Source organism: Metabacillus sp. B2-18 (assembly GCF_021117275.1).
Classification (GTDB): Bacteria; Bacillota; Bacilli; order Bacillales; family Bacillaceae; genus Metabacillus.
Map to the genome: position 1 here is coordinate 4145821 of NZ_CP088245.1, position 23877 is coordinate 4169697.

Here is a 23877-nt window from a genome sequence, read left to right on the forward strand (position 1 = left end):
CCTGTTTTTTGACTTTAAATCGCCTGCAAACCAGCTTGATTCAAGAAATTCCAAGGTTTATTATAATGCGGCTGGAAGAAGAAATCGACGAAGCCTAGCTCATCCATTGTCATGTTATTTTGAATACAAACAGATAACGTATTGATAGACTGTGTCACATCGATCTTAGACATGACCTGAGCCCCAACTATTCGTTTCGTGTCTTCCTCATACACTACTTTCAGCATAATGTCTTCAAAAGTAGGCATAAACTCTGGGCGGTCATGCTCTAAGATTGTGATACTTTTCACATTTAATCCCATACGAAATGCTGAAGCTTCAGTTAATCCTGTTGTTGCAATGTTTTGATCATAGATTTTTATACCTGAAGTTCCTTGTGTTCCCATATATCTAATCGTAGGTTTCACTAGGTTTTTTGCCACCAATGTCCCCATACGAACTGCATTTGTCGCAAGTGGAATATAGGCATAATCACCTGTTGGGTTGTAACGAATGGCACAGCTATCTCCAGCAGCAAACACATCTTTGTGACTTGTTCTCATATACTCATCAACTTTTATTGCACCATTAGTAAGCATATCGACTTGTCCCTTTACTAATCCGGTATTCGGCTGGAATCCGATACATATGATAACTAAGTCAGCATCATAATGACCTTTAGTTGTTTCAACAGCAGCCACCTTTCCTTCTTTTCCTGTGAATCGTGTGACTGTTTCTCCTAATGCTAAACGGATATCTCGATCTTGAAAATCCTTTTCTACTATATTTGTAAATGGTTCATCTAAATATTTGCTTAAAATTCTTTCTTCTCCATCAATAAGTGTTACATTCTTACCACTCATTTCAAAAGCTTCAACCAACTCGATCCCTATATATCCTGCACCTACAACAACAATGTTTTGTGCATCCTTTGCTTTTTCAATAATTGTGTTGGCATGGTGGAAGTTCTTACATAAAAGGACATTCTCCGTGTTAATTCCTTCTATTTTCGGTATGACTGGCCAAGAGCCTGTTGTCATGACAAGCTTATCAAACGTATCTTCAACTTTCTTATTCGTTGTAAGATCACGAGCCTCAATTGTTTTCTTTTCAATATTAATATCTAACACTTCATGCTTCAATTTCATCTTTACGCCGTGCTTTTCTAATTCTTCAGGAGAACAATAAAATAAACCATTAGGATCTTTCACTACTCCGCTAACATGTAAAGCAATCCCACAAGATAAAAAAGAAATATTGTCATTTTTTTCATAAACCGTAATTTCTGCCCCCGGGTAAAGCTTAATCATATTTGAAACAGCAGCAGTGCCTGCGTGTGTACATCCAATAACAGCAATTTTCATTTTGTATTCCTCCTAAATTATATTGTGAAGTTTTTCACATGTGTTTGTGAAATATTTCACATCCACTTGATGTCTTTATTATATTTTACTTATTTCAAAAATACAATACTTTTTTGTGAAGTTTTTCACAATCTTATTTAAAAAGGTGCAGCCTCCTGCTTTAGTGAGGTTGCACCTTTTTAAACTTTTGATTCTATTCCTGCTCAAGATCGATTGTTAACCCTTCGACATACTTACGATTCAATAACTTTTTCTTCTTTCTTACATCTTTTGCATCAAAAACCTGGTCCATGTCATATTCATCTGGATACAGTTCCTCCGCTTGGATAAAAGGCTGAACTCGCTTGTGATTAAGCGTCATTTTTTCTCCCTTTACAATTAGCTTCATTTCTCCAATAGCATTGGCTGTCATTTCAACAATTCCCTTTGTTTGAAGGTGAGGAATCCAAACTGCATCCCCTATTTGATACTTCCCTGTATGCTTTTCACTTCTTACTTTGTCTATTTTACGTTCAGATTTTTTCCTATTCTTTGTTTTTGGAACAATCGTTACTTTCTCTGTTAAACGGGAGTTGGAAATCTCTTTTGCTCGGTTAATAATATTGGTGGGCATACCAAGCTTCTGCGCAATTGAGAATGCCTGACTATCCCCTCCTTTACCTACAATCAGTTTATAAAGAGGCTGAAGAGTATGAATATCAAAATCCATTGATCCATTTTGAAAGCCTTCTGCTTTTTCGGCATAATCTTTTATTTCACTATAATGGGTTGTAGCAATTAGCATAGCACCTGAGTTATAGATTTCTTCTAGTATAGAAATGGCTAATCCCATTCCTTCACGTGGATCTGTACCTGAGCCAATCTCATCTAAAATAACAAGAGTATCTTCACGTGATTGTCTCAAAATATCAATCACATTTCGAATATGTGATGAAAACGTGCTTAATGAATGCTCGATGCTTTGGTGATCACCAATATCAACAAAAATGTTTTTAACAATGCTAAAAGTACTAAAAGAGTCAGCTGGTACATGAAGACCTGATTGAACCATCATTGATAACAAGCCAACCGTTTTTATTGTGACTGTTTTACCTCCTGTGTTAGGACCTGTGATAACAAGTGCCATATATTCTTGGCCTAATGACAAAGTTAAAGGAACAGCATTCAATCCTAATAAAGGATGTCTGGCATTGATAATTTCGAAGCCCTCATACTGCTTTATTTGGACTTCACTTCCTTTCATCGATTGACTTAACTTTGCTTTAGCAAAAATAAAGTCGTAAGATACCATTCCTTCTATATTAATTTGAAGTTCTTGTTTGTATGAGGCAGTAAGATCTGTTAAGTGACCCAAAATCTTTTGAATCTCCACCTCTTCTTCAACTTTTAAATAGCTAAGCTCATCTTGAAGTTTATTTAAATCATGCGGCTCCATAAAAACGGTTTGCCCACTTGATGATTGATCGACTATTGCACCTGAAAACTTCCGCTTGTATTCATTTTTCACTGGGACAACATACCGTCCATTCCTTACGCTAACAACTTGTTCCTGAAGATAAGTTGAAAAAGATTTCATGACTTGCGTTAGTTTTGATTTAATCTTTTCTTCAATTGTGATGATCTTGCCTCTGATCTTTGCTAATGAACGGCTAGCATAGTCATCTACTTGATTGTTTCTTATACAACGTGAAATTTCATCAGCCAAATCAGACAGTTCATACAAAGAATAGGCATATGAACTTATTGTGGGTGCATGGTATTCCTGCTTTATCATAAACCTTTTGATTTTCTTCACACTGTCTAAAAAAGCTCCTAAAAATTCAAATTGCTCTGGAGTTGGCATATATCCTTTATCAACTAGTGTAATGATTTGTTCAACACCGTGGAGGGAATGCACAGGGATACTCGATGATTTTTCAATAATAGTGCAAGCTTCTGTTGTTTCATTTAACCATCTTTTTATTTTCCCTTCATCTGTGATTGGTGTTAGTTCTCTAGCTCTTTGCTTGGCTTTTTCACTCATAGCAAATTTACTGAGTAGGTCTAAGACTTTGTTAAATTCTAAAACTTCAATTGTTTTGTTGTTCAATGGTTTGAACCTCCGAATATTTCTTATTTTGATTTAAAGTAAAAGCTGTTTTTGGGCTTTTAATGTTATTAAAAGTGAGAACTTGGTCGTTCCATTTTGCTCCAGACACTTGCTTTCCGCGGGGAGGAAGCCAAGCCTCCTCGGCTTTGCCTGCGGGGTCTCGGCCTTTCCTCTACCTCCCACAGGAGTCAAGTGTCTTCCGCTCCATTCCACTCTCATTTTAAAAATAGTTACTAAAACAACATCTTTGCTAAAAACAGCCAAAATAAAAAGAGGTGATGAACAATGGTTGTTCATCACCTCTTAAAACCTCTGCATGTGCCTAGGAGTCTACACTTAAGAACAAATGACTTAATGCCATTTGTTTTTTTGTAAACATAAAAATCCGTACTTAAACAAGCACGGATTTATCCACGAGCACTATGCTAAGAGATCGTAAATTGTGTACATAACCGTTTTTGTTCTTAACTGTCTACATGGGTACACTTTAATAAACCTTTCAATTTGAAAAGTTTTTAAAAGCTTTTACATGTAGATGAAGTATTTACTTCGATTAGTTAAGAACAGAAACCCTCACAAAACACATCTCCTAAAATATAATTACTTATAAAATATCAGAATCTAAAGTGAATTGTCAATATAAGGTTATTTAATTAAAGCCCTTTTCGAATTTCCTCCACGCTTTTTCCACCTAGGAAGGCGTGACCAGCTTTTATATTCATGATTGTCTCAAAACCTGATTTTTGATAAACTTTCTCTACTTGTTCGTTTATTGGGAAAACCCAAAAACGTTCAACATTTTTCTTTTTTACTTCTTCCTGAATGTAATGGATAAGTTGCCCTATTAAACCTTTTCCACGATATTCTTTCAATGTAGCCACACTCTCTAACCTTGCATTTTGTTCATGAAAAAATACACAAGCTGTTGAACAAGGAACTCCATCATATTTTAATAGATAATGTGTATAGCACTTTTGTGCAAATTCCTCTTTAAAGGCATTTTCTCGAATACTGCCACCTAACTCTTGGATTTGGCACTCGATCTCAATAGCAGCTTGCATATTTTTCGTTGTTATTTTTTCAATCGTCACTTTTGGATCAACAGCAATCTCAACATTTCTCTTCCATAATTGAACAGGACTCTCAAATTCCTCAAATCTAAAACCCTTATCTTTTAATACAGTTAAAAATGCTTTCTGCTTTTCATAATTTGTTAAATAAAATCTTGGAATAATGTTCTTGCTTTGATAAAAATCAATGACTTCATTTATGATCTCTTCTGTATTACCTTCATATGATGAAAGATTTGCATGATTCGCATCATAATAGGTTGGTTGATTTTCATTATAAAAAAGATAGCCCCAGCTCTTCTCAAGCTTCGTTGAAAAAGATGATAGATAAGCTATATCCAGTTGATGAATATATGTTTCGATCATAATATATTCCCCACGTTCCATTTAAATTAAGGTGTCGCTATCCTCATCATATAGCTTTTAATAGAAACATTCTACTGATTTTTTGTATCACATCACTCATAACTCCATATTAAAGCTGGTATAATTTAAAGCGTTATCAAAGGAGGAATCTTCATGTCTTTTTTACAACAAGTTTCTCAATCTGAGAAAGCACCGATTAAAACGCGTTTCTTTTATGGATGGGTGATTGTCGCCATTGCTGCGGTCAGCGTTTTTTTCTCAGGACCTGGCCAAACTTATTCCATATCTCTTTTCATTGATGAATACATAAAGGACTTTGATTGGAGTCGTTCGACAGTCTCTTCTATTTATTCGGCCGCCACTTTACTTGCAGGACTTTTACTATTTCTTATTGGTCGTTTAATCGATAAATATGGTCAGCGAAAAATGGTGGTTATTATTTCGATTATGTTAGCTATCGCATGTTTTTGGAACGCAAATGTTACTAATATGTTTATGCTTTTTGTTGGATTTTTTCTTATCCGTTTATTTGGTCAAGGGTCCATGACCTTGCTACCCAACACATTAGTCGCACAATGGTTTATCAAATATCGGGGACGTGCCTTTAGCTTCATGGCAATCGGCGGTTTTATCAGCTCTGCCTCCTTTCCGATTCTTAATGCTTGGCTAATTAAACACTATGATTGGAATACAACATGGCTTGTTTGGGGGACTTTACTAGTAATCTTCTTTATACCGCTTGCCTTTTTCTTTATTCGCAATAAACCGGAGGACATCGGGATGTTACCCGACCATACTAGTGTTATAAACCAAAATCAACGTTCATCTGGTGAGAATCAACCTGAGCTCGAAGAAAATTGGACACTGCAAGAGGCAAGGAAAACACTCTCCTTTTGGCTCCTGCTTTTTTGTGTGGCCATTCCCGCTTTAGTGAATACCGGGTTAACGTTTCATCTTGTTTCAATTCTTGGGGAGGGTGGAATAAAACCAACAACAGCGGCAATGATTTTAAGCTTAATGGCCATTATCGGCTTTCCTATTTCCTTTATATCCGGCTTTCTTCTAGAACGAGTAAAGGTTAATATTTTGTTAGCAGCTGTTTTTATTGGTGAAGTGATTATGATTATCCTTCTTCTGTTTACTGATAGCTTTTTAATGGCTATCATTTTCGGAGTAATCTGGGGAATTACCGGTGGACTTGAACGAATTACACTTGCTGTTGTATGGCCATCCTATTATGGTCGGACACATATTGGAAGTATTAAAGGTCTTGCCATGACTGTAATGGTCATTGGCTCAGCTTTTGGTCCCCTCCCTTTTGGTGTAGCCTTTGATTTTTTCAAAGGTTATGAGGAAATCTTGCTATTTACTTTGATATTACCTATTGTCGCAGTAATTGCCTCTTTATCTGCTAAGCAACCTGTAAAGAAGCAACTCACGAACTAAAACATCCCTCCTTTTACGGGGGGTTTTCACTTATTTTTCACCTTATCATGCTAAAATACGTTAAAATGCTTTCTCGAGAGGAGTTTCATAAGTGAATTTATTATTAGCCGAAGATGATGTAAAGCTTGGTGAGCTTACTACATATATGTTAGAAAAAAAGGGGAAATATCAAGTTGATTGGGTGGAGAATGGTGAAGATGCTTATGACTATGCAATAGCTTCACACTATGATGTCATTATCTTAGATTGGATGATGCCTAGAGGAGACGGAATTGAGGTTTGCAAAAAATTACGTGTTGAAGGTTATGGTGGGGCCATTTTAATGTTAACAGCAAAAGATGCGATTCAGGACAGGGTGATGGGACTTGATGCAGGTGCAGATGATTATCTTGTTAAACCTTTCGAAATTGAGGAATTATTAGCGAGAATAAGAGCATTAGGTCGCCGCAATTTTTCTCCAATACGTGAAGAAGTTCTTAAACTGGATGAACTTATTCTTAATCGCACAAGTCAAACACTTCAAGTTGATCAACAGATTGTTCAATTAACACCTCGTGAGTATCAGCTACTGGATTTATTAGTGCAAAATAAAGGACAAGTTCTTACACGAGACATTATTTATGATCGAATCTGGGGAACCGAAACAGATGTTTCCTATAAAACGATAGATGCAACAGTAAAGCTGCTTCGTAAAAAACTGTCTTCATTTGGAAAAGGCGATTGGTTGCAGAGCATAAGAGGAGTTGGCTATAAGCTTGAAACGTAATAAAAGAGATCTATTTATGAAAACACAACAAAGCTTAACGGTAAAATACAGCTTACTTATCCTTCTGTTCTTACTACTGTTTATTACCATTTTATATGCTATTGTGTATGTATGGTCAACAACAGCTGAGAAAAATGAATTAAGGGAAATGGCTCTTCAAGAGGAGGACATCATTGAACAGCTTCTTTCATTTAACAATGGTCCTAATACTCGTATAGATGAATCACAGTTTATGTCAGTAAACAGTAATCAACTCTTCTTTTATGTTGTAAATAATCGAGGAGAATTAATTTTGCAAAATGAGCAGCTCTCTTTACTTAAAGGTAAATTTCTTCCTTTAATAAATGATTGGCATCCTAATGATGAGCAAATCAAGACAGAGGCCGTGAACATTGATGAGAAATTTATCAGAGAAAGTAGAGGTCGAGATAAAGAGGAATTTTCAGCTTATACTCCTAAGGAGCAAAATCTGAAAGTCATGATGATTGCTATGCCAATTTACGATCGTAATCAGCTAGTTGGATATCTTTATATCGGTCAAAATATTACGGATTTATCAGATCTATTAAGGGGTTTAATTATTATCTTGGGAATCACTGCACTTATTTTTTCTGGTATTGCTTTTTACTTTAGCCGAGTTATGTCAAGACGAGCAATGGTGCCGATCAGCACAGCATTTAGAAGGCAGCAGGAATTTGTCGCAGATGCATCACACGAGCTCCGAACTCCGTTAAGTGTCATGATGTCTTCTCTTGACATCCTTGAAATGGAGGATGATCAGAGAAACAATATGTCCTCAAGGATGATCGGCAATCTAAAGGATGAGGTAAAACGAATGACAGGCTTGGTTGGCGATCTCCTTCTGTTAGCGCGCTCTGATACAGATGATCCACACGCGATTTCATTTGAGGTTTTTGATATACAGCCTGTTGCGGACCGAACTGTGCAAGCTTTTGAGCCTCATGCTCTTGAGAAAAATATACAGCTTGAATTTGAAGGGGTGTCCTCTCTTACAATTTTCGGTAATAAAGAACGAATAACTCAGTTATTCTACATACTTCTTGATAATGCTATAAAATATTCACAGCAAAATGGCAGGGTTCAGTTATCGATTTCCTCTGAAAAGGATTCTGCCGTCATTTCTGTTTCAGATGATGGGATTGGTATGGATGAAAAAGAACTCCCACATATCTTTGAACGCTTTTATCGAGTTGATAAAGCAAGAACAAGACAGCATGGAGGTCATGGACTAGGCTTATCCATTGCGAAATGGATTGTTGATCTACATAATGGAAAGATTTCTGTTATAAGTAAATTGAATGATGGAAGCACGTTTATCGTGAAATTACCTTTAAAAAGCAGCATGTAGGGTGGAAACTCCTGCTAGCTGCTTTTTATTTATTTGACTAAAATCCCCCCCACTTACCCTGCATTGTAGTCTTGATGGTTTATCCACGATTCGATTTGCATAAAAAAAATTCCTCTCGGCTCTATTTTTCACCGTCTTTTCACCAAACTCTATTAAATTAATATTCATAGCAAGGCATGACACATCAAAAGGAGGTGAATGGATATGAAAAAGAGTCCTTTATTTTGGATAGGATTAAGTATTCTAGCTCTCGTTTCTGTCACGATTGTATTGAATGTAATTGGTCATTTCTTTCATACCTTACATTATATACAACCACATATGGGATATGGACGTGGTGGTGGATCTCATACTTTTTGGTTTTACGGTTACCTAAATAACCTGAATTTCTTGCCCTTCCTTTTTCACATAGGATTAATGATGATTGGTTGGTGGATTTGGAAAAAAGCAGATGGTAGAACCGTCAAGAGGTGGGTTGGAATTCTTTTGCTAACGATTGGATTGTTTTCAATCCTACCATTGCTTTTAGCAGTTCCAATTTTATTCATTGCCGTTTATTTCACTACAAAAAATAAGAAATCAACTGCAGATTACAAGTATGAGCGGACTATTTTTACGTACTCAACTTACCCCTCAACAAATAACATTCTTGATGAATGGGAACGCTCGACTAAAAAGGAGGAAAACAAATAATGGGTATTTTTAAACGAGTAAAAACGATTGCTTTAGCAGATATGAATGATGTGTTGGACAAGCGGGAGGATCCTATTAAAATGGTCAAGCAATATAGTAGAGACCTTGAAGTTGAGCTGGAGAAAGCACAGGCTGCATTAGCGAATCAACTTTACTTAGAGCAGAAGCTTGAGGCTCAAATTAAACAAGTGAAACAGACAATTTGTGACCGTAAAAGACAAGAGCAATTAGCTCTAGAAAAAAACAATGACAACATGGCTAAACTAGCGATTCAAGATCGTCTAGATTCAGAAAAGCAGCTAGCCCTTTTAGAAGATCAATTTTTGTTCATTCAAAATCAAACAAACCAAATAAAAGCTCAAGTCATTACTTTAAAAGAAACTTATGCAGATCTAAAAAATCGCCAGTCCTTATTAATCTCTAGGGCAAATGTTGCTAGTACAACAAATACAATTAATAGTAAAGCCTATTCTTTTCAGTCTAAAAATATTGCGAACGAATTTGCTAGAATGGAAGACAAGGTCTTACACCTAGAAGCTGTAGCAGCAACACATGATTACTTATCAGAAAAGACCGCCCTATATGAAAAAAGCAGTTCTATTGAAGTTGAAGAAGAATTTCTTAAAGCCAAAGAAGCACTGAACAAAAAAAGTGAGTAAAAGTTACAGGGGCCGCTATCGACAGGCCCCTTTACTTTTTACAATTACAGTACATCATACCCCTGATCTTCAATAGCATCCTTCATCTTATCTTTCGTTACTTTTTCCGGATCAAAATCAATATTTACTGTACCTCTATCCAAGTCCACCTTTACAGTAGATACCCCTTCTAATTTACCTACGCTGCCTTCTATGCTATTAACACAATGTTGACATGACATTCCCTCTACTTTAATTGTGACAGTTTCCATCTTGAAACACTCCTTATTTTTTCATTAACCTTCCAACTGTGACTAACAACTCATCAATAATTTCCTCGTCACCATTTTGAATTTTTTCAACAACACATGTACGTAAGTGACCTTCTAATAGCAATCTCCCAACACTATTTAATGCCGATTGGGTTGCAGAAATCTGAGTAATCACATCATCGCAATAAGTATCTTTTTCAATTAGTGCCTTGATGCCTCTAATTTGTCCTTCAATACGGTTCAAACGAGTAACTAAATTTTTCTTTACTTTCTCTGAGTGATGACTGTTCCTTTGTTCATTAAGATGACACGAATCCTGAAAATCATTCTCTGAGCTCATCCAATCTCCTCCTTATGTATCTTATTCTATTATACCCCCAGGGACTATACAAATCATTTAGTTAATCCCTTAGCAAAAGTCTATATTAAAAGGCCGACACCATTTGTGCCCGCCTTATCTTATGTACTATTTTTTTGTTTGTAGCTGCTTATCTAAATAAAACGTTCCGAATGGGATAAAGGCAAGCAACACAGCCCACAATGCCCATAGGATGGACCACCCTTTTCTAAACTTCACAATTGCCACCATAAGCAGGTAAGCAATAAATAGAAATCCATGGACTGCGCCTACTAACGTAACTGCAAATGGGAAGTCTAAGAAATATTTTAAAGGCATAGCGATGAGTAAAAGAACCAAATATGAAATCCCTTCCAAAATTGCTGTTAAACGTAGTAACCCTAAAGAGGTATGAAACATTCTCTCAACTCCATTTTCTACAACATAGTTCCATTATACATGTCCTTAGGAAAAATAAGGGCTATTAAGTTTGACAATTTCATAACATTGCTTGTTCTATGGATAAAGGAATTTTTCCTTTTCCATACTATAAAGGGAGGTGTGTTTCTATGAACTTTTTACATAAATATGGTATTGAGAAACAAAGTGAAGGTGTTATCCTCACTCTTTATGTTTCAGATTTTGATACTGAGTTTGCAAATGAGTTAGGAACATCAGGTACAGCAACACATCAAGATGAAATCAGTGAGTATGCAAAGCAACGGTTTCCTAATTTAAAGATTAATGCCATCAAAATCGTTGCAGGTGGAATACTTATAGGGATGTTCTCTTTTACATCTTTAACACAATCTAAAACAACTGTTAAAGCTGCAACTCAAGATCATACTTTGCTAAATACTCTAACGTATTCCGTTAAAAGTGGTGACTCATTAAGTCTTATAGCAAAAAAGTACCATTTAACAACAAATGAAATAAAATCATTTAATCAATTAACAACTGATACCATCAAAGTTGGACAAGTATTAAAAATTCCGCTACTTAAATATGATGTAAAATCAGGTGATTCACTTTCGGGACTGGCAAAGCAATTTGGAACAACAATTGATCGAATTAAACAACTCAACAGCCTAACATCAGACGTGATCTACCTTGGACAATCTTTATATGTTCCTGTATCCGATACAGTATCAACTTTGCCATCGTCTACAACCAATAAGTCAGAAACAAGCACCTACATTGTTCAGTCAGGTGATTCTTTGTCAGTAATTGCTAAAAGGTTTCAAACAACTGTCTTATCTATAAAAGAAGCTAATTCTTTGACAACTGACATCATTAGAGTGGGACAAACATTAAATGTACCAGGAAAAGCAACTGAACTCCCACCAGTAACAACCCAACCATCACAAGAAATAACAAAATATACTGTGGTGAGTGGTGATAGTTTATCTGTTATTGCAAAAAAATTTAATACTAATGTGGAGGCTATAAAAAAACAAAATTCTTTAACAACAGATATCATTTATCTTGGTCAATTGCTACTCATTCCGTCATCAAGTGAAGCTAAATCAAGTGAAGCTAAGTCAACTGTAGAAAATGAAACAGCCTCTGGTACCTATAAGGTTGTGGCTGGTGATACTCTTTCCGGTATCGCAAAAGCATTTGGGCTATCAGTGTCCTTTATAAAAGAAATAAACAACCTAACATCTGATACGATTTACTTAGGGCAAACTCTACAATTAAAAAAGCAGCCAACAACGATTAACTATGTAGTTAAAAGTGGTGACACTCTTTCTGAAATTGCTAAAGAGCATGGTACGACAACAGAAGAAATGATTAGAATAAATCATTTAAATAGTACAAACCTTGCTGTTGGACAAGTTCTTACCATTAACAGCACGAACGGGACCGCTTCTGCAACACCCGAAAGCTCCATTACTTATCGTACACATACTGTTCAGTCAGGTGATAATATTTGGAACCTTAGTGTAAAATATGGCATACCTCAAGCAGAACTTTTAAGAGCAAATAATCTAACAACATCAAGTAAATTATCAATCGGGCAAAAGCTAAAAATTCCTGTACATCAAATTGCAGTGCAAAAAACAGTTAGTGAACGACATGGAGAATATTTAACGTGGTGGACAGAGGCACAATATGTTTTTCCTATTGGCAAGGTTGCAACAGTCATTGATTTTCAGACAGGCAAATCTTTTAAAGTAAAGCGTACAGTTGGAGCCAATCATGCTGACAGTGAAACACTAACAACAACTGATACAAATATAGCCAAAAGTATATGGGGAGGCTTTAGCTGGTCCACACGTGCTGTAATCGTTGAAGTTGACGGCCGTAAAATTGCTGCAAGTATGAGCTTTTATCCCCATGATGTAGACTACGTACGAAATAATGGCATTAATGGGCATTTTGATATTCATTTTAAAGACTCCACAAGACATAAAGATGGTAAGATTGATCCTTACCACCAAGAAAAGATCCGTATAACTGCCGGTGTAGAATAAAGATAACTAATATACCGTTGATCTCAAAGTATAGAAAAAAGGGGCCTAATAGCCCCTTTCCATTAATTAGTACCAGCCATATCCATAACCTGGATAACCCGCACCATAACCTGCACCGTATCCACCAGTGAAGCCACCAGCTCCAACAATAATTAAAAGAATAAATAAAACGACTAGTAAAGCAAAGCCGCCGCCATATCCTACTGTACCACTCATTCTAGTTCACCTCCAGATGATTTACCTTAATACAATATGTAAAACGTCTAAAAGTGATCTAGGCATTTGACTAGTAGTCTTCTTTTGCTTCTTTAACTTTAAACTTATGAATCGTGTTCTCAAGCTCGTGAATTGTTTTGGATAAAGATGAGGCAAGATCGCCCAATTCCTCAGCTGCAGCTGCTTGTTCTTCCGTCGTAGCCGTTACTTCCTCCGTTGTGGCAGAAGATTCTTCAGCTACTCCGACCATTTCACTGATTGCCTTTTCAACTTTTTCTTTATTACTATTAATTTTGCTGATTGACTCTTCAATATAATCAATTTCATTTATGATTGAGTCGGTACCAGATAAAATATTTTCAAATGCTTGTTGAGTATCATGGATGGAAGTCGATTGCTCCTTAAATAGTGCAATCGTCGTTTTGACAAGCTCAACTGATTGTTTCGTTTGACTTAAAATACTAGTAATAACAGTTTCAATTCGTAAAGAAGAGCTTTTCGTTTGATCAGCAAGCTTACGGATTTCCTCAGCTACTACTGCAAAGCCTCTACCTGCTGCTCCTGCTCTTGCAGCCTCAATACTTGCGTTTAGTGAGAGTAGATTGGTTTCTTCACTTACGCTCTTAATCATTTCGACAATGTCCTTAATCTGGGCTATTTCTATATTTAATTTGTCCATCGTTGTGTCAACCTGGCCAATATTTGTGCCCATTTCTTCACTTTTCTTTGTTAATTCTTTTATCGTTTCGATTGACTGACTACTTAACTTTTTCGTTGTTTCAGTAATCGATGAAACTTTAACCATATTTCCTGCTACCTCGTTGATTTCACTTGATAGCTCCTTCATTTCACGATTTGTTTTCTCTGAATAATCAACCTGACTAACCGCTCCTCTAGCCACCTCATCAATTGCTGTTGCAATTTGTTCTGAGGCGGATGCAGATTCTGAAGCGATACGTTTTAGATCATTCGAACGGTTAACAGCATAAGCAGAAACCTTTTTATTTTCTTCTATCATGATTGTTATATTATCAATCATATTGTTAAAGCTCGTTCCAAGCTGACCTACTTCGTTTTTATATAAATAATCCGCACGATGGGTAAGGTCTCCCTTTTCAGCTTCCTTCATAATCTCGACGATTCGATTAATTGGTTTAATCATGCTTCTAGCTAAAAAGATACTAACAAAAACAGATAATAAGACAAACGCAAAAATAATGATATATACCAAATAAAGTACGTTTTGAATTTCTTTCATTAAATAAGATTTAGAAGTGGATACTGCTACATTCCAGCCATTTTCGGTTTCTTTAATAGAAATTAAATTGTCTTGTGCATTTTTATGATCTTCAAATTTTGTTCCGATTAATTCTTCTTTATTACTTGAAATCACCATACCATCTTCGTTGAAGATCGTTATTTCTCTCGAAGAGACATCAAGGTCACTTTCAAACACCTTTTCAAAAAGTGTTCCATTAGCAACAAGGATTAGAGTTCCCGTGCGGTTATACTTACGAAATAAATATACGTTTTCGTAATTACCATCTATACCTGACTTCCAAAGTACACCTCTTGATAGATTTTGAACTTCTTCCGAAAGAGTAGAATTTATACTTTCAATATTAGTATCTTTTGCATGACCCTCGTCTCCAAAGATCGTTTTTTCCTCATTAATAAAAAACATGGCTTTTGCATTGTTATTAGTTGAAGTAATGCTTAGAAAAAAGACTACCGCATCTTTATGCAAAAGGAACTTCTCATAATCTGTTAATCCTTCTACTGATTCAAATTTTTCCATTAGCTCTAAATTTGAAAAAGGCACTAACGTTAAATTTTCAATCTCTTTTAATGAGTTATTCACATTTTTTGTTACCTGTACACTAATATCTTCATTCATAGTAGAAACTTTATCTTCAATTGTATTCTTCGATACAAAGTAAACAACGTTTCCAATGATCAAACTAGGAATAATCGTAAATAAAAGCAAAAACATGATAATTCTTGATTTAAGTGTCATCCCATTCAAAAAATGAGGCGTTTTTATTACACTCTTTCTCTTTTTCTTGGAAGCTTCTTCTCTTGATGACGTCCGCTTTATTCTACTCTTTATTCGTTCCATCATCTCTTTCTCCCCCCTTCTTAAATTTAAATTGTTAGGAAAAGACATGCAAAATTTATTACAAAGACAAAATTCCTAATCTTTTTCTAACAATTATGTATTCGCTTTCAATTATACTATATTTCGACCAAATTTTTCATAATATTTTAATATTTTCTCTCTTTTCTAGGAGAATTATCATGGTTACACTTAAACTTACGCATAACTGTCTGTAGTACTCTATTCCTATAAACAATTGTAGAATACTGTCGATAAAATCTAATATAAAACATTTTTTGGGGGGATTTCTTTGTTCAATCATCTTAGATGGAAAAACACCAAGATTGGAGGCAAGTACTTTTACATATTTTTAGTTGTCATCGTTACCTTTCTAGTTTCAATTTTTATTACGTACGGATTGCTTAATAAAACAAGTCAAACAATTGACCATTCATTAGCAAAAAATGAAATAGCTTTATATAGTTCAGACTTGGCTTCTCTTTATCATGAAAAGTACAGTCAAATTCCAGAGTATCTACTTCTTGCTGATGAAGAAAGACTAATGAATTATTTAGAAGACAGCCGAACATTTGTAGACATTGCTAAAAAGTTAAAAGCTCAATTAACAAACAAAGAACAAATTGACATTTTTAATAAAATCATCGAAAACAACCATAAATTAGATGAATATTTCTTTAGTACGATTGTACCGAATGTCCAACAAATTAATTCAGAAGAATTTAACAAGCTACAAGGAGATGCTAGCTCATTAAAAAATGAAACTAGTGAATTAAGCGAACAGTTAAAAACAATCGCAACAGAATCTAACAAAGCTTCTTTAACAGAATCACAAAATGCCATATCTACTACGATCAAATTATTAATGATCTCAGTCGCCGTAGCGATTATCGTTTCAACTATCTTACTCATTTTCATTAGCAGAAAAATTTCATCACATTTAAATCAATTGGTTTTAACAAGTGAAGAAATTGCCGGTGGTAACCTAACGTTTGAACCTCTAACGAATGATGGAAATGATGAAATTGGAAAGCTGTCTCAAGCAATTAATCACATGGGTAGTCGTTTAAGAGAAATGATCTTAGAAGTTTCTCATATCGCTTCAGATGTTGATCATCAAAGTTCCGCGTTTGCTGAATCTGCCTCAGAACTAAAACAAGGCAGCACACAGGTGGCAAATACAATTGATGAATTAGCCTCAGGTGTTAACAACCAAGCAAACGAAGTATCAGATATCTCTGAGCATATTAAGGAATTCAGTAATCGTTTAATTGAAATGAATCAGGACGGAAGCAAATTGGTGCAGTTTTCCGATGACATGTTAACAGTATCCGTTAACGGTGATCAGCAGATGAAGAGTTCTTTAGAGCAAATGAAGCTTATTCATATGATCGTTGAACGATCAGTTGAGAAAGTGAAAAATCTTGAATTAAAAACGGAATCAATCACAGAGCTTGTTACAGTCATTAAATCAATTGCAGAGCAAACAAATCTTCTCGCACTTAATGCCTCAATTGAAGCAGCAAGAGCTGGAGAAAGCGGGAAAGGCTTCGCTGTTGTAGCCTCAGAAGTTAAGAAACTAGCAAACGAAGTAACAGCTTCAATTGAAAACATTACTTCTATTGTTACTAGTATTAAAGAAGAGACAACATCAATATCAAATGAACTAAATAGTGGGTTTCAAAAGGTAAATGAAGGAACGGAACAAATTGAAGTAACAGGTAAGTACTTCTCAGATATTAAGGAAAAAGTTTACGATATGACAAATCGTGTAAAAAATATCTCATCAGCTTTTCATTATTTTGAACAAACAAGTCAAGAAATCAATCAATCCGTTGAACAAATTGCAGCCATATCTGAAGAATCAGCTGCAGGGTCAGAGGAAATCTCTGCTGCTATCTTCGAACAAACGCAATCAATTGATACTATTTCAACAAGTGCAAGCACGCTATCAAAAATGGTTATTCGAATGAATGAGATGATTGGTAAATTTAAGGTTTAAGTCAAACTAAAAGATGGAGGTCACAAGGTGCTTAGATACTACAAAAAAACAAGCTTAAGTCTACTCCTTTGTTTTGTTGTACTCATAACTACAGCCTGCTCGTCAACAGAAAAAGCAACATCAACAAAAACAGCAGGTAAACTTATTACAAATGACAATGTCCCTTACGTTGGATTTTTATTAGATACTCTTGAAGAAGAAAGATGGTACAAAGATAAGCAATTATTCGAGGAACATATTAAGTCATTAGGTGGACAAGTAAAAACTCTTGCAGCCAATGGTCATGATGCTGTTCAACTAAAACAAGCTCAATTGTTAATTGAAGAAGGCGTTGATGTTCTAGTTGTTGTCCCACATAATGCAGAAGAAGCGGCAAAGATTGTGGAACTTGCTCATGAAAATAATATAAAAGTCATTTCCTATGATCGACTTATTACTAAGAGTAACCTAGATTACTATATTTCCTTTGATAATGAAAAAGTAGGTGTTTTACAAGCAACCGAAATTGTAAAGAACACCTCAAAAGGGAAGTTTGCGTATATTGGTGGTGCAGAAACAGATAATAATGCTATTTTGTTTAGAAAAGGCGCTATGTCAGTTCTACAGCCATTAATTGATAAGGGTGACATTACCTTAATAGCAGATCAGTATACAGATGGATGGGATCCGAAAGTTGCTGAACAAAATATGAAAGAAGCATTAAATAAATCAAGTAATCAAGTAAATGCAGTGGTTGCTGCAAATGATGGAACTGCAGGTGGAGTTATTTCAGCACTAGAAGCTGTCGGGCTAGCAGGCAAAATCCCCGTTTCAGGACAGGATGCTGAATTAAACGGTATTAAACGTATTGTTGAAGGCACTCAAACGATGACTGTTTACAAACCGATTAATGTGATTGCGACCCAGGCAGCGGAAATGGCGTTTAAGGTTGCTAAAGGAGAAAATCCAAAAACGGATACTACCATTAATAATAATAAAATAGAAGTTCCTACGATTTTATTAGAGCCTACTGCCGTAACGAAGGAGACAATTGATTCAACTGTTGTGAAGGATGGCTACTTAGCTAAAGAAGATATTTATGGAAAGTAAAGTTGATTAGTAACTATTTATAAACAGAAAAACGCTGGTGACTTGAAATACAAAGCTACCAGCGTTTTTTCTAATTTTTATTAAACTGCAATTGTATCTTCTTGCTTCTTAACTTGATTTCTTTGCTTTTTTGATTTTCTAAAATAAAGAAGCTCATAAACAACTGGAATCACTACAAGAGTTAAGAGTGTAGCTACACTTAGTCCCCCAATTACTACAATGGCAAGACTTGCAGAAACTAAGTTTCCTGACTCTGCTTCTTTAAATAGTAGTGGTAGCATAGCTGAAATAGTAGCTACTGCTGTCATAATGATTGGTCTCATACGAATGGTTGCAGCTTCAACTACTGCATCACGAATAATCATCGTTTTCTCATTTTGCTTCACTCGATCAAGTAGGACGATCGCATTTGTTACAACAATTCCGATTAACATAAGTGCCCCAAGTAATGCTGTTACATCAACGGAAATACCACTAATCATAATTCCTAGAATTGCACCAATTGCAGCTAGTGGAAGTGAGAACAGAATAGCAATCGGTGCACGGATTGTTTTAAACGTAATCACCATGATTAAGAACACAATTCCAATGGAAGCGAGCATTGTCATAAATAAGTCATTAAAGTCACTTGCTTGGTCTGCACTAGCCCCGCCAACAAACACGTCAATATCATCTGGAATGTCTATTCCTTCTGTTTCTTTATCTCCAAAAATCTTACTATTTACTTCAGTAGAAATTTCTGAAAGTTTTTCAGGATTTACATTAGCTGTTACCCTCACATATTGCTCACCATCTTTATGGAATGTGCTAGTAGGCTCTTCAGTTTGTTGAAGCTGGGCAACCTTCGAAATAGTTGTCATTCCGTTTGCTGTCATAATCGGAACTTCAGATAAGTCTTTTTCCGTGTCAGGTGTGTAAACAGGCTCAAGCATGACCATTGTTTGTTGATCATTTACTTCAATTGTGCCAAGCGGTGTTTGATTGAGCATAACAGATGCTTGTTGTGCGATTTGATCGGCCTTAGCTAAGCTAGGATTAACAACAAAGGAATAAACTGTTTTTGTTTCTTCTTGGTTTGATGAAACCTTTTCAACTCCGTCAATACCGTTAATTTCTGCTGTGATTGTTTCTGAAAGATCTGTTAATTCCTTAACATCCTCACCAATTACATCTACGGTAATTGATGTAGAACCGCCACTCATCATAGATGCTTCAGTTACTTCTAATGTAGCATCTTTATATTCTTCTTTCTGTGTGTTCACCTTGTCTATGAATGCCTGCATATCTGCATCTTCTTTAAGAATTGCCATAATCTGAGTTTGAGTGGGATCTCCTACCTCACCATATTTTGCAGAATCTGCAGAGTTGCCAAGTTGCAAATAAACATTTTCAAGCTCATCTTGTTCCATCACAAATTCTTCAAGCTTTGATGACTCTTCTTTTACTTTTTCTATTGGTGTTTCATTAGGATATTTTAACGAAACATAAACATAATCTGCTTTTGTTTTATCTACAGAGCCTTTAGGAAGTAACATATATCCCCCAATTGACCCTGCGAATAAAATAAATGATGTTAAAAGAACAACCCATTTATGATTCAGTGACCAAGTTAAAAATCTAGTAAACTTTACAGAAGGTTTGTGCTCTATCATTTTTGCATTTTTTAATAATCCTGCACTCATAACCGGAACAATAGTTAAAGCAACGATTAGGGATGCTAGTAATGAATAAGTGATTGTTAAGGCGAATGGTAATAGGAAATCTTGTAAGCTGCCTCCTATTAATCCCATCGGTAAAAAGACAGCAACTGTTGTTAACGTCGATGAAGTGATTGCAGATCCTACTTCTTTCGTTGCATCTATGACCATCTTGACTGAAAACTTCTCAGTTTGAGCTCTTCTAAAGATGTTTTCTATAACAACAATACTATCATCTACTAAACGGCCTACCGCAACAGCTACTCCACCAAGTGTTAAAATATTTAATGTTACACCTGATTGTGCTAGTAGAAACAGTGTAAAACCTAATGACAATGGAATCGATACGATTGTAATTAATGTTGAGCGTAAGTTACGTAAAAAGATCATAATAACAATAGTAGCAAAAAGTGCACCTAATAAAACTTCTTTAATCATACTGTGAACAGATGATTCAACCATATCTGCTGATGCTAAAACCACGGTTGTTTCTAACTGATTGTATTTCTCGTTAATTTCTTCTGATACTTTCTCAGCCTCTTTACTGATTGTTACAGCATTCGATTGACTGTCTTTTGTAATAACAAAGGTTAAAGCATCAGAACCATTTACTTTTGTAAGATTATTATCTTGTTTTTCTATTTTAATTTCTGCTATATCTTTTAAAGCAGCGCCTGGGATAACCTCTGTATTTTCTAGTTTTTCAATTGTATTAACGTCACCAATCACTTTAATATTTGATGCTTTTCCATCAACTGTATTCTCAGCTATGGACGCTGAAACATTCTGTCCCTGAAGCAGCGTCATAATACTCTCAATAGATACCTGCTTTTCTGCCATCTTTTTCTCATCTAATTCAACGGATACAAAAGAAGGGATAATACCGTTTGTTTGAATATCTGCTACACCATCAATGTTTTTAAAATAAGGAACTATTTCATCTTGTGCATATTGAATGGTTTCTGGATTGATTCCTTTGTCAAATGTTAGAGCAATGTATGATACTGGAATCATTGATGTATTAAGCTGGACAATATTGGGTTTCATGACGTTCTGAGGTAATTGAACATTCGCCAATGCTTCCTCGATTTCACGTTTGGCTTCCTTCTTGTCAATTTTAGATTCTAGATGAATATCCACGGACGAATAGCCATCACCAGTAGTTGAAAAAACATTTCTTTTACCATTCACTCCGTCCATCGCATTTTCTATCGGGGTAGTAACTTGATCTTCCATCGTTTTTGCATCCACCCCGTTCCCCATCGTTACTACTGAGATGAACGGCTGATCTGCTGAAGGTAAAAACTCCATTGGTAATCGAAAATAACTTAAAACTCCCATCACTAAAATCAATGTAGACATTAAGAAAACAGCTGCTTTGTTTTTAAATGACCATTTTGTAAACCAAGACATAATATAAAACTCCTTTTTCTTGTTTTTTTGGCTAAGTACGGGTGAATCTCTTAACTCCTTCCTAATCATAGGTAAAATTTGTCATATCAAGTTAGTTACTACAGTCATTATTTTAATAACAAAAAGTGGAAGCGTTAAATGACCTGAGGTGTAAAATCATCTACGGCTTGAGACGTATTATGAAATTAAAAATAAAACAATTATGATCTTTCGCTCTCAACCTAGGAATGAAAATGGTTCCCCTCTCCCATAATGTAGATACCACAAACAGTGAGTATATAACGTGTCTTTTATTGGTGGTTTTACCCTGTAAATAAAACTGTTGGAATGAATTTGGTGTACAACCTATTGTTAGCTCTCTTTCTAAGAGATGACTACGAACAGAAAAATGTCTAATTTCAAATTCATTCCACTGTTTGTGGAATAATCTTATCGAAGGTGAATAAAGTGGAGACTTTACACAAATGTTGTGCCGGTTTGGATGTTCACTCAGAAACCATTGTTGCTTGTGTATTACTAGGTGATTCAGAAACTGATATGGAAAAAGTGATTGAAACTTTCCCAACTTTAACCAAGGATTTATTTCGTCTTCTTAAATGGTTAGAAGAAAAAGAAGTTACTCATATTGCAATGGAAAGTACGGGAGTTTATTGGAAACCAGTTTACAACATCTTAGAAGATTTTTTTGACATTACTTTGGCTAATGCACAAAGAATTAAAAACGTTCCAGGTCGGAAGACAGATGTTTCGGACGCAGAATGGATAGCCAAATTATTAAGACATGGACTAATTGAAAAAAGCTTTGTCCCTCCAGAAGACTTTCGAAATCTACGAGATTTGACACGGCTTAGAAAGAAATGGATTGGGCACATGACATCTGAGAAGAACCGAATTCAAAAAGTGTTAGAGACTTCAAACATTAAATTAAGTACAGTTATTTCAGATGTATTTGGTGTTTCAGGAAGGAAACTCTTAGAACAACTAATATTTGAAGGTTTTATTGATCAGGAAGAAGTTGAAAAAAAGATACATGGAAGAATGGCTCATAAAAAACAATTGATTACTGATTCATTATTCGGTACATTAAATGACCATCAACTTTTTCTAATTAAACAATCCTGGATGCATATTACCTATCTAGAAACGTTAATATCCGATATTGAGAAAAGGATCGATGAAATTTTACTAGATTATCAGGAAGAGGTTCAACTTCTAATCACAATGCCGGGTATTAAAAAAGATACAGCAGCAGTCATCATTGCAGAAATTGGAGTAGATATGGGACAGTTTCCAACTTCTAAACATCTCGCTTCATGGGCAGGGTTGTCACCTGGAAATCATGAAAGTGCAGGAAAAAGAAAAAGTACAAGAACGGTTAGAGGAAATCCACATATTAAATCTGCATTGTGCGAAGCTGCATGGGCTGTTTCAAGGAGTCGTAATAAAAGGTTGGGAATCAAATATTGGTCGTTGGCTGCGAGAAGAGGAAAGAAAAAAGCACTCGTTGCCATAGGGCATCGAATGCTTACGATTGTCTATCATATGCTTCAGAACAAAGAACCCTACCAGGAGTTAACTTCAAATTAGCATTATAGACAAAAAATAGAAAAGTTAAACGAGAAACCGTAAGGTACGGTAGCTCTGCTTTCCTATTGCCAAATTTAATTATCTATAGCTTAATCAAAGTTGATCAAGTTTAAACAAGTAATTTATTTTCACAGAAAAAAGACAGACTATTGTCTGCCTTTTTCAACGTATTTCATATATTATTTTTTTCTTGGGATACTAAACCCATTATTTATTGATGTAAATCCGATTTTTGGATAATATTCCATTGCTTCAGGAGCAGAAAGCAATAAAAGTGACACCTCTTCTCCTATTTCGTCTTGTAATAGTTGTATAAGGTTCTTACCTATTCCAGCTTTTTGATGATTCTTATCGACTGCTAGATCTGATAGATAACAGCAATAACTAAAATCTGTAATCGCTCTCGCCACGCCAATAACTTTATTGTCTGCTCGTGCTGTTATGACAATATCTGCCATTTCGATCATTTTTTGTAGTCGGTCTAAATCATCAACAGGTCTTCGTATTCCGGAAGCTTTAAAAACTTGTGAAAGCTCAGTTACATCAATGTTATCGTGGACTTTGTATGTATAATTCATCTACGTTTCCCCTTTGTGTTTTTTCTAAGTATATAATGAAGAGAATCGTTATAAAAGTGGTTTTTTTGGGGAATTTTCTCTTGAATTCGGTTATGAGGTTACTTGTATGCTACTCAGTGGGTTTGTAACGTTAGACAATTTGAAAGAAAAGAGAAATCAGTTCAAATTAAGGAAGAATTTGTACAAGATCTTGCTGGTGAGGGATGTGTTTTCTGGATTTAGACACTGTTTCGAGACACAAGTTTGATCCTTCCCGCTCTGCTTTCTGTCTCGATTCACCTACTATCGGGACCCATTTTCTCTGCTTGCTCTG

19 protein-coding genes and 1 pseudogene are annotated in these 23877 nt (G+C 35.5%); 9 read left to right on the forward strand and 11 right to left on the reverse strand.

Features of this window, described 5'->3' with window-relative positions:
- Positions 1-14 precede the first annotated feature (14 nt).
- The 4 genes from LPC09_RS21120 to LPC09_RS21135 all read right to left on the reverse strand — a co-directional run bounded on the left by LPC09_RS21120 (position 15) and on the right by LPC09_RS21135 (position 4868).
- On the reverse strand, positions 15-1343 hold the full coding sequence (locus tag LPC09_RS21120; protein ID WP_231308208.1) for an FAD-dependent oxidoreductase: 1329 nt from the start codon (positions 1341-1343) through the stop codon (positions 15-17).
- A 193-nt stretch (positions 1344-1536) separates the two neighbouring features.
- Entirely contained in the window at positions 1537-3432 is a 1896-nt protein-coding gene (locus LPC09_RS21125; protein WP_231308209.1) for an endonuclease MutS2, read from the reverse strand.
- A gap of 33 nt (positions 3433-3465) precedes the next feature.
- Positions 3466-3732 (reverse strand): hypothetical protein, encoded by a 267-nt coding sequence (locus LPC09_RS21130; RefSeq protein ID WP_231308210.1) that lies wholly within the window; start codon positions 3730-3732, stop codon positions 3466-3468.
- Between the two features lie 353 nt (positions 3733-4085).
- Positions 4086-4868, reverse strand: coding sequence for a GNAT family N-acetyltransferase (locus tag LPC09_RS21135; RefSeq protein ID WP_231308211.1), 783 nt, complete (start codon positions 4866-4868; stop codon positions 4086-4088).
- Between the two features lie 153 nt (positions 4869-5021).
- Between LPC09_RS21135 and LPC09_RS21140 the strand changes: the two genes are divergently transcribed.
- The 5 genes from LPC09_RS21140 (at position 5022) to LPC09_RS21160 (ending at position 9801) form a co-directional block, all read left to right on the forward strand.
- Positions 5022-6314 (forward strand): MFS transporter, encoded by a 1293-nt coding sequence (locus LPC09_RS21140; RefSeq protein ID WP_212137597.1) that lies wholly within the window; start codon positions 5022-5024, stop codon positions 6312-6314.
- A 91-nt stretch (positions 6315-6405) separates the two neighbouring features.
- Positions 6406-7080, forward strand: coding sequence for a response regulator transcription factor (locus LPC09_RS21145; RefSeq protein ID WP_231308212.1), 675 nt, complete (start codon positions 6406-6408; stop codon positions 7078-7080).
- Positions 7081-7096: 16 nt separating this feature from the next.
- Complete coding sequence (locus LPC09_RS21150; protein ID WP_231308213.1) at positions 7097-8449, forward strand: sensor histidine kinase; 1353 nt, start codon at positions 7097-7099, stop codon at positions 8447-8449.
- A gap of 204 nt (positions 8450-8653) precedes the next feature.
- A complete protein-coding gene (locus LPC09_RS21155) occupies positions 8654-9142 on the forward strand; it encodes a hypothetical protein (RefSeq protein ID WP_212137593.1) in 489 nt (162 codons plus the stop codon).
- Positions 9142-9801, forward strand: coding sequence for a PspA/IM30 family protein (locus tag LPC09_RS21160; RefSeq protein ID WP_231308214.1), 660 nt, complete (start codon positions 9142-9144; stop codon positions 9799-9801). Before LPC09_RS21155 ends, LPC09_RS21160 begins: the two co-directional genes overlap by 1 nt.
- A 44-nt stretch (positions 9802-9845) precedes the next feature.
- Here LPC09_RS21160 and copZ read toward each other — a convergent pair whose 3' ends face one another.
- The 3 genes from copZ to LPC09_RS21175 form a co-directional block, all read right to left on the reverse strand.
- Positions 9846-10052, reverse strand: coding sequence for a copper chaperone CopZ (copZ, locus tag LPC09_RS21165; RefSeq protein ID WP_212137589.1), 207 nt, complete (start codon positions 10050-10052; stop codon positions 9846-9848).
- A gap of 13 nt (positions 10053-10065) precedes the next feature.
- Positions 10066-10392 (reverse strand): metal-sensitive transcriptional regulator, encoded by a 327-nt coding sequence (locus LPC09_RS21170; protein ID WP_121663369.1) that lies wholly within the window; start codon positions 10390-10392, stop codon positions 10066-10068.
- A 126-nt stretch (positions 10393-10518) separates the two neighbouring features.
- On the reverse strand, positions 10519-10809 hold the full coding sequence (locus tag LPC09_RS21175; RefSeq protein ID WP_121663370.1) for a DUF3817 domain-containing protein: 291 nt from the start codon (positions 10807-10809) through the stop codon (positions 10519-10521).
- Positions 10810-10958: 149 nt separating this feature from the next.
- On the opposite strand from LPC09_RS21175, the gene LPC09_RS21180 reads away from it, so the two are divergent.
- Positions 10959-12866, forward strand: a complete 1908-nt coding sequence (locus LPC09_RS21180) for a LysM peptidoglycan-binding domain-containing protein (RefSeq protein WP_231308215.1) — start codon at positions 10959-10961, stop codon at positions 12864-12866.
- 138 nt (positions 12867-13004) lie between these two features.
- Here LPC09_RS21180 and LPC09_RS21185 read toward each other — a convergent pair.
- Together LPC09_RS21185 and LPC09_RS21190 are read right to left on the reverse strand one after the other, a co-directional pair.
- Positions 13005-13082 (reverse strand): annotated as a pseudogene (locus tag LPC09_RS21185) (YjcZ family sporulation protein); the annotation flags it as partial.
- 70 nt (positions 13083-13152) lie between these two features.
- Positions 13153-15204, reverse strand: a complete 2052-nt coding sequence (locus LPC09_RS21190) for a methyl-accepting chemotaxis protein (protein WP_231308216.1) — start codon at positions 15202-15204, stop codon at positions 13153-13155.
- A gap of 286 nt (positions 15205-15490) precedes the next feature.
- Between LPC09_RS21190 and LPC09_RS21195 the strand changes: the two genes are divergently transcribed.
- A complete protein-coding gene (locus tag LPC09_RS21195; protein WP_098797942.1) occupies positions 15491-17200 on the forward strand; it encodes a methyl-accepting chemotaxis protein in 1710 nt (569 codons plus the stop codon).
- Positions 17201-17227: 27 nt separating this feature from the next.
- Positions 17228-18289, forward strand: a complete 1062-nt coding sequence (locus LPC09_RS21200; RefSeq protein WP_098797941.1) for a sugar ABC transporter substrate-binding protein — start codon at positions 17228-17230, stop codon at positions 18287-18289.
- A gap of 80 nt (positions 18290-18369) precedes the next feature.
- Here the strand turns inward: LPC09_RS21200 and LPC09_RS21205 are convergent, their stop codons facing one another.
- Positions 18370-21399 carry an efflux RND transporter permease subunit gene (locus LPC09_RS21205; RefSeq protein ID WP_098797940.1) on the reverse strand — a complete coding sequence of 1010 codons (3030 nt, stop codon included), beginning with the start codon at positions 21397-21399 and terminating at the stop codon, positions 18370-18372.
- 447 nt (positions 21400-21846) lie between these two features.
- Between LPC09_RS21205 and LPC09_RS21210 the strand changes: the two genes are divergently transcribed.
- Entirely contained in the window at positions 21847-22986 is a 1140-nt protein-coding gene (locus tag LPC09_RS21210; protein WP_231307882.1) for an IS110 family RNA-guided transposase, read from the forward strand.
- A gap of 179 nt (positions 22987-23165) precedes the next feature.
- Here LPC09_RS21210 and LPC09_RS21215 read toward each other — a convergent pair whose 3' ends face one another.
- Entirely contained in the window at positions 23166-23564 is a 399-nt protein-coding gene (locus LPC09_RS21215; RefSeq protein WP_098797939.1) for a GNAT family N-acetyltransferase, read from the reverse strand.
- Between the last annotated feature and the right edge of the window lie 313 nt (positions 23565-23877).

Excerpts from the sequence above, each read along its gene's own strand:
- LPC09_RS21180 (WP_231308215.1), top strand. The coding sequence starts at position 10,959 with ATGAACTTTTTACATAAATATGGTATTGAGAAACAAAGTGAAGGTGTT.
- LPC09_RS21190 (WP_231308216.1), bottom strand. The coding sequence starts at position 15,204 with ATGATGGAACGAATAAAGAGTAGAATAAAGCGGACGTCATCAAGAGAA.
- LPC09_RS21120 (WP_231308208.1), bottom strand. The coding sequence starts at position 1,343 with ATGAAAATTGCTGTTATTGGATGTACACACGCAGGCACTGCTGCTGTT.
- LPC09_RS21170 (WP_121663369.1), bottom strand. The coding sequence starts at position 10,392 with ATGAGCTCAGAGAATGATTTTCAGGATTCGTGTCATCTTAATGAACAA.
- LPC09_RS21150 (WP_231308213.1), top strand. The coding sequence starts at position 7,097 with ATGAAAACACAACAAAGCTTAACGGTAAAATACAGCTTACTTATCCTT.
- copZ (WP_212137589.1), bottom strand. The coding sequence starts at position 10,052 with ATGGAAACTGTCACAATTAAAGTAGAGGGAATGTCATGTCAACATTGT.
- LPC09_RS21215 (WP_098797939.1), bottom strand. The coding sequence starts at position 23,564 with ATGAATTATACATACAAAGTCCACGATAACATTGATGTAACTGAGCTT.
- LPC09_RS21140 (WP_212137597.1), top strand. The coding sequence starts at position 5,022 with ATGTCTTTTTTACAACAAGTTTCTCAATCTGAGAAAGCACCGATTAAA.
- LPC09_RS21175 (WP_121663370.1), bottom strand. The coding sequence starts at position 10,809 with ATGTTTCATACCTCTTTAGGGTTACTACGTTTAACAGCAATTTTGGAA.
- LPC09_RS21160 (WP_231308214.1), top strand. The coding sequence starts at position 9,142 with ATGGGTATTTTTAAACGAGTAAAAACGATTGCTTTAGCAGATATGAAT.
- LPC09_RS21155 (WP_212137593.1), top strand. The coding sequence starts at position 8,654 with ATGAAAAAGAGTCCTTTATTTTGGATAGGATTAAGTATTCTAGCTCTC.
- LPC09_RS21205 (WP_098797940.1), bottom strand. The coding sequence starts at position 21,399 with ATGTCTTGGTTTACAAAATGGTCATTTAAAAACAAAGCAGCTGTTTTC.
- LPC09_RS21135 (WP_231308211.1), bottom strand. The coding sequence starts at position 4,868 with ATGATCGAAACATATATTCATCAACTGGATATAGCTTATCTATCATCT.